This is a genomic window from Xanthomonas cissicola, assembly GCF_008801575.1.
GTDB classification, from domain to species: domain Bacteria; phylum Pseudomonadota; class Gammaproteobacteria; order Xanthomonadales; family Xanthomonadaceae; genus Xanthomonas; species Xanthomonas cissicola.
Map to the genome: position 1 here is coordinate 1 of NZ_VZPL01000127.1, position 5,398 is coordinate 5,398.

Genomic DNA, 5,398 nt, shown 5'->3' on the forward strand with positions numbered 1-5,398 from the left:
AGATTTCCCGGCGGGTCTGCTTGCGCTTACCAAGGCCCTCGGCGTCACCAAACGTCAGTTGCATGGATCACTCCTCAACGTAGGTGTGTAGTGTCGCGCATCTGGGGGCGTTGTTCAGAGCTTCCCTTATAGAACGCAACAACCAGTTTAAAGCGATTGAGGCGCAGCGCGACCGAGGTGGCACCAGCCAAGGGGCGCTTGCTGCCAACGATAACGAAGTTCAGCGTTTCGTAGCACAAAACGCCATGGACCTGGACTACTGGCAGGCCCAGATGACGGCGTATGACAGCTACATCGTCGGGCTCAAGGAAGATCAGTCGCGAATGGCCAGAAAAGCTCTGGATGGCGACCAAAACAGCTGGCTCAAACCGCTGGGACAGCTCGTGCAGGCCGCAACGCTGAAAGCCGCGTTATCCAATTGATCGCTACACCACGACAGACAGGCAGAAGGTAATGGACGCAATTCTCCACGGAGCGATGAACTGGTTGCAGCCTTTAGCGGATATCGGCCTCGGTGAGTTCGTTTTCTTCAAACTGGTCAACGACTACTTCAGCAACGAGATTCAAGAGTTCGGCTTGGAGTTGATGAGCCGCGCTATGAGGTGGGTCAGTACGATCGCTTTGACAGTAACCACGCTGTGGGTACTGATTCTGGGCTATCGCATCGCAACCGGGCAGTCGCGTGAAAGTGCAATGGCGACCATGATCAAGGCCGGCAAGGTCGCGATCATCATCAGCCTTGCTTCAGCTGTCGGGGTCAACGGCGCAATGCTGCACCAGACTATGACCCAAAACCTGGACAAAGAGATCCATGGCCTTTTCACGGGTGATAAAGACAGCACCGCCTCCGATGCGATCGACGAAAATCTTGCCTACACGCAGGTGGCGCTGACCGCGCTGGATGCGGTGCGCGTCGACGCCACCGATCCGGAGGCAATAGAGAAGAAAGGCCGCGCTGTGTTGATGGCGGGCTTCGGCACCGCCAGTCCGCCGATGGCGGCCGGAGCGATGCTGCTGTTGTTCAAGTTCACTATGGCCTTTCTGATTGGTATTGGGCCAATTTTCATCTTGGCGTTGATCTTCGATCAGACCAAGGACCTGTTCAAGAAGTGGTTGTTCTACGTGATCGGCACGCTGTTCTCGATGGCAATGCTGTCGGTGGTCACGGCGATGGTGCTGAAATTCACAGCAAAAGTGGCTGCGGCCTACTGGGCTGCCCGACTCATCACCTTGGGCAATGCTGAAGGACTGTCTAGCCAAGCCCTGCAGCAGGGCGGTATAGGCTTGATCATGACCGGATTGATCATCAGCGTGCCAACGTTGGCGGCTGCAATTTGGCAGGGTAATATGGGAACGTTCATGGCCTATTCGGCATTTGATCGTGGCGGTGCTGCGAGTCCTGGGCCGCAGGGACAACCAGCTGGGTCTTATGTGCCGCAGCAGGTGGCGAAGAGAGGTGAGCAGCAAGATAGTGAATCGCCAGCCACCTTACAGAATGCAACGACTAGGATTGCGGGGGCGACACCAACGCAAGCGCCTCAGCCTGTCGGCTCACGCGGGCAAGCTGGACAAGGCAGCAACCAGGATGTTTAATTAAGTCGTTAACAAAATTAAATATTATTGAAAATATGTATGGGTGCGTCATGGATTATTTTAGCCTCTCAGCTTTTTCCATTTTACTCTTCTCTAGTGGCGCCTGGGCACAAGGTTGTCCGCCAGGGCAGTATCAGATTGGTGGTCAAGGGGCGATTGCATGTGCTCCTATTCCGCAAGGAAACACAGTTCAAGAGCCGCCGCGCCCAAGCGGAAAATGGATAGAAACTTGGGGAGCCATTGCGGGTGATGGAAATGAAAATCTTGGCGTGTCTACTGGTAAATTGAAGAAAGCTGATGCCCAGCAAGATGCGGTAGAAAAGTGCGAAGCGGAAAGTCAAAAAAATTGTAGCGTTCTCTATGTTTATTTGAACAGGTGTGCAGCAATCGCTGAGCCTGAGCATATGGGAAATATAATTAGAAGTTTTGCTGCAGGACCTTCTATAGAAGTAGCTAGTCGAAATGCAATTTCATTTTGTAATCAAAAGAATAAGGAGGGCCAGTGCAAGGTGATATACACCGCCTGCACGGAGCCTATTTTCCAAAAGTTCTGAACGAGCTTCTGGGACATTACGAGGCAGCTCTGTGGAGAAGCGCTTAAAAAAACTGATTTCTAATCAATTCTAAAGTTGAAAATAAAGTGCAAAAATTGATAATCAACTTTTAGCCTTGATTCTTGGCCGCATTTTTTCGCCACCTCGTCCGTACCCCTCACCACGTTCGCCGTTAGTTCAATAGAGCTCGTAGGAGCGATGTAATGGATAGCGTGTTTCCCTCCCACAACGCACATTGGTATCGCTCACCCAAGGGCGTTCGGCGCATGTTGACTATCCTGCTGATGTCAACCTTGTTGACCGCAAGTTTGGTTGTCCTGGCCTATCGAACTTCGTTCACGGTCCTGCTGGACCTTGCACAGTATGCGGCCTCCATCTGTGCTTTATTGCACTTCGCGATAGTTGCAATGCTGCTGGGTCTCATTGCTGGTGCTTTGACAGTTTGGAGAAAGCTGCAAGCAGAGGGAAAACATACTGAAGAACTGAAACAGCTTCGCCAGGTTATTGTCAGTGCGACTGCAATGACGCTGCTGATGTTCATGCTTGCAGTGGCTGCGGCCTGCGTTCCCTATGTGATGGATGTCATGAAGAAGTTCCCCGAGTTTGGGGTGGTCTTTGCAATCATGCTCATTGCCTTGTTGATACATCGCGTCAACATTAACCGCATCTGTGAACGACTTGCGAACTCCATGACAGCCGCGCAACGTTCTGCACAGCGCACGATGGCCGCATGAAAGGGAAGCTGGGAATTAAAATTGCGAGCTCTCTTGTCTTGGTTTTCTTAGCAGGATGCAACCCCATGAATACTGGCTCTGAAAGACACGACACCAATTCGACCACCACCGACGGCGATCCGGTCTACCGCAAGAACCCGCATCCGACACAGGCGTACCGGATCACGATGACCATTGAGGATGCGCCGGGGCCGTTTGAGTGGATATCAGGAACAGCGTTCTATGAAATGACGAATCGCGATGCGTGCACACCCATCGATCGCTCATTGGGCATGTCGACAAAGCAGAAAGAAGATGGGATTCCCATCAATTTCGAAAAGGTCAACGACACCACATACGTGGCGAAGATTTATGCCGATGGCATGGTCGATGCGGACTATTACGGGAAAGGCACTTGTCACTGGGAACTAACCAGTGCGGATGTATCTTTAAAAGCAACGGGCAAGCATGAAGAAACCAGATTCCAGCCTGGTTTGTATAAAGACAAGATATTAAAATCAATTCCTGGGGTAACTTATTTCTGGAAAGGGCGCTACCCAAGGGAAGACATAGAGAATTTCCCGGATAGCGGCAGAGTCAGTGTTGACCAATTCAATGATAATGCTCGCGACAATATCTTCAAAGTCACCCTGACTGCTGAAAAGGTGGTCCCATGAGCCTCACAAGCCAACAATACGCAGCGCTTGCAAAAGATAGTTATGACAAACCGCCTGAGACAGGTGAAAACAGTCGAACCGTCGTGATAGGTGATGTTTCATACAAGCGCCTTGAGTACATAGATAGTCCTTCAGGCTATCAGGGGATTATCTACCGACGGATCGATACCAACGAGATCGTTGTCGCCCATCGCGGCACCGAGACTGAGCGTGAGCTCAAGCAGGATGGTGTCTACACCGATGGCGGCATGGTCGCAGCACGTCACAATCGCCAGGCCGCCGAAGCAATTGAGTTGACCAAGCATGCGTTAGTCTATGCACAAAAACTCGGCAAGGACGGCCAAGCACCAGACGTCACCGTCACCGGCCACTCCCTCGGCGGCAACCTGGCCCAGGTCACTGCCCACCACTTTGGGCTCAAGGGCGAGACCTTCAATGCCTACGGCGCGGTTAGCCTGGACCGGCGCATTCCCGAGGGCGGTACCGATGTCATCAACCATGTGATGGCCGGCGATGCGGTCAGTGCTGCCAGCAAGCATTACGGCCAGGTCAAGCTCTACGCTACCCAGCAGGAGATTGCTACGCTGGAAAAAGCTGGTTACGCCAATGACCGCAGTCTTTTGGATGCACGCAATCCAGCTGTCGTCAAACCGCTCGCCGACTCGCACCGCATGCACAACTTCCTGCCGGTGGATGCCAACGACGCGCCAGACCGCTCGGTGCTGGAAGACCCCAAGGCGCAGCAGTTGGCGCACAAGTTTGCGCCGATGATCGACAAGTACCGCGATGACGTGGAGGTGTTGCGTGGTGGCTTAACGCTTGGTGCACGCGGTGGTTATGGCATGGCCGTCGATGCCATCGACCGTTTGCGCGGCCCCCTGGAAACCGGCGCCGGAACGACAGAGATGGCAGCGGCACGTTGGCAAGAGGTGCAGCAGCGCATGCAAAGCGAAAACACCCCGATGTATGTCGCGCCCGGCTGGAAGATGCCGCTGGGCGGATCAGGCAGCGAAGTGGATGCGCCCGCAACGCCGCGTGGTCGGTTTGGCGAGCCTGTATCCGCATCGGTTCCCAACGATCCGCTTTATCAGGCCATCCACAGCAAGCTCCCCGCCGGCACCTCTGCAGCCGAAGCGATGCACGCCACTGTCGAGGCCAAACGCGTGGGTATCCTGCGTGTCGATCAGTTGCAAAGCGTGACCTCGCATCAGGACGCGGTTTGGATCGTCGGCCAGACACCGGGCTTCCGGGTCAAGGTGGATCTGTCCGAGACCGTGCCTCCATTGCAGGAAAGCATCCGCCAATCACAGGCCTTGGATGCTCAGCGGTCGCAGCCGGACGTAGCTCAGCAGTCACCAGCGCGTGCGCTTTAAGGCTCTGAACTGCCACGGTGGCTCGACGAACGCGGCTCCGCGGGCAGCCAATTAACGTAGACACGCTCACTAGTTCCGCGCCTCGACAGGTTTAATACTTACGGCCATGGCTCGGAGGTAGACGTGAATGCTACTGGCTCACACTCAAGCACACCAATGAGGGGTACATCTTCAGGCATCAAGTGAAGTGGATGCGTCCGTATGGATCGGCGGTTGTGAGTTTCCATCCCGGAGCGTCAGGTATGGGTTGTTTGGCGGAAGCTCCCCAAATACACCCTGCCAACGCTCAAGCAGGTAGCCGTGGAGCCGTCGCGATTTGCGAGGTCCGGTTACTTCGCACGTCCAGATGTTCAGGCCATTGGCTTGCTTACGGTGTAGATGCAATTTCTCAAATCTCTTCTGCGCCCACTGCCAATCTGCCATCTCTTCACGCTTGGCATAGTCAGCGATTTGAGGATGTTCTTGCGCATAGCGCTGAAACACACCTG

General features: G+C 54.1%; 6 protein-coding genes and 1 pseudogene. 6 read left to right on the forward strand and 1 reads right to left on the reverse strand.

The window, feature by feature from the left end:
* Positions 1 to 125: 125 nt before the first annotated feature.
* The 6 genes and pseudogenes from F7R02_RS23960 to F7R02_RS23985 form a co-directional block, all read left to right on the forward strand.
* Positions 126 to 422 (forward strand): annotated as a pseudogene (locus F7R02_RS23960) (hypothetical protein); the annotation flags it as partial.
* 31 nt (positions 423 to 453) lie between these two features.
* Positions 454 to 1,593 carry a TrbL/VirB6 family protein gene (locus F7R02_RS23965; RefSeq protein ID WP_078590745.1) on the forward strand — a complete coding sequence of 380 codons (1,140 nt, stop codon included), beginning with the start codon at positions 454 to 456 and terminating at the stop codon, positions 1,591 to 1,593.
* A 50-nt stretch (positions 1,594 to 1,643) separates the two neighbouring features.
* Positions 1,644 to 2,147, forward strand: coding sequence for a DUF4189 domain-containing protein (locus tag F7R02_RS23970; protein WP_078590758.1), 504 nt, complete (start codon positions 1,644 to 1,646; stop codon positions 2,145 to 2,147).
* A 203-nt stretch (positions 2,148 to 2,350) separates the two neighbouring features.
* Positions 2,351 to 2,881 (forward strand): hypothetical protein, encoded by a 531-nt coding sequence (locus F7R02_RS23975; RefSeq protein WP_026006819.1) that lies wholly within the window; start codon positions 2,351 to 2,353, stop codon positions 2,879 to 2,881.
* Positions 2,878 to 3,537 (forward strand): hypothetical protein, encoded by a 660-nt coding sequence (locus F7R02_RS23980; RefSeq protein WP_078590747.1) that lies wholly within the window; start codon positions 2,878 to 2,880, stop codon positions 3,535 to 3,537. Before F7R02_RS23975 ends, F7R02_RS23980 begins: the two co-directional genes overlap by 4 nt.
* Positions 3,534 to 4,910 (forward strand): Tle-like phospholipase domain-containing protein, encoded by a 1,377-nt coding sequence (locus F7R02_RS23985; protein ID WP_078590749.1) that lies wholly within the window; start codon positions 3,534 to 3,536, stop codon positions 4,908 to 4,910. Before F7R02_RS23980 ends, F7R02_RS23985 begins: the two co-directional genes overlap by 4 nt.
* 171 nt (positions 4,911 to 5,081) lie before the next feature.
* Here F7R02_RS23985 and F7R02_RS23990 read toward each other — a convergent pair.
* The coding region (locus F7R02_RS23990) for a conjugal transfer nickase/helicase domain-containing protein (RefSeq protein WP_167521102.1) at positions 5,082 to 5,398 on the reverse strand (317 nt) is incomplete at its 5' end.

Bases quoted from the DNA above. Each gene is read 5' to 3' on its own strand.
- F7R02_RS23965 (WP_078590745.1), top strand. From the start codon at position 454: ATGGACGCAATTCTCCACGGAGCGATGAACTGGTTGCAGCCTTTAGCG.
- F7R02_RS23970 (WP_078590758.1), top strand. From the start codon at position 1,644: ATGGATTATTTTAGCCTCTCAGCTTTTTCCATTTTACTCTTCTCTAGT.
- F7R02_RS23975 (WP_026006819.1), top strand. From the start codon at position 2,351: ATGGATAGCGTGTTTCCCTCCCACAACGCACATTGGTATCGCTCACCC.
- F7R02_RS23980 (WP_078590747.1), top strand. From the start codon at position 2,878: ATGAAAGGGAAGCTGGGAATTAAAATTGCGAGCTCTCTTGTCTTGGTT.
- F7R02_RS23985 (WP_078590749.1), top strand. From the start codon at position 3,534: ATGAGCCTCACAAGCCAACAATACGCAGCGCTTGCAAAAGATAGTTAT.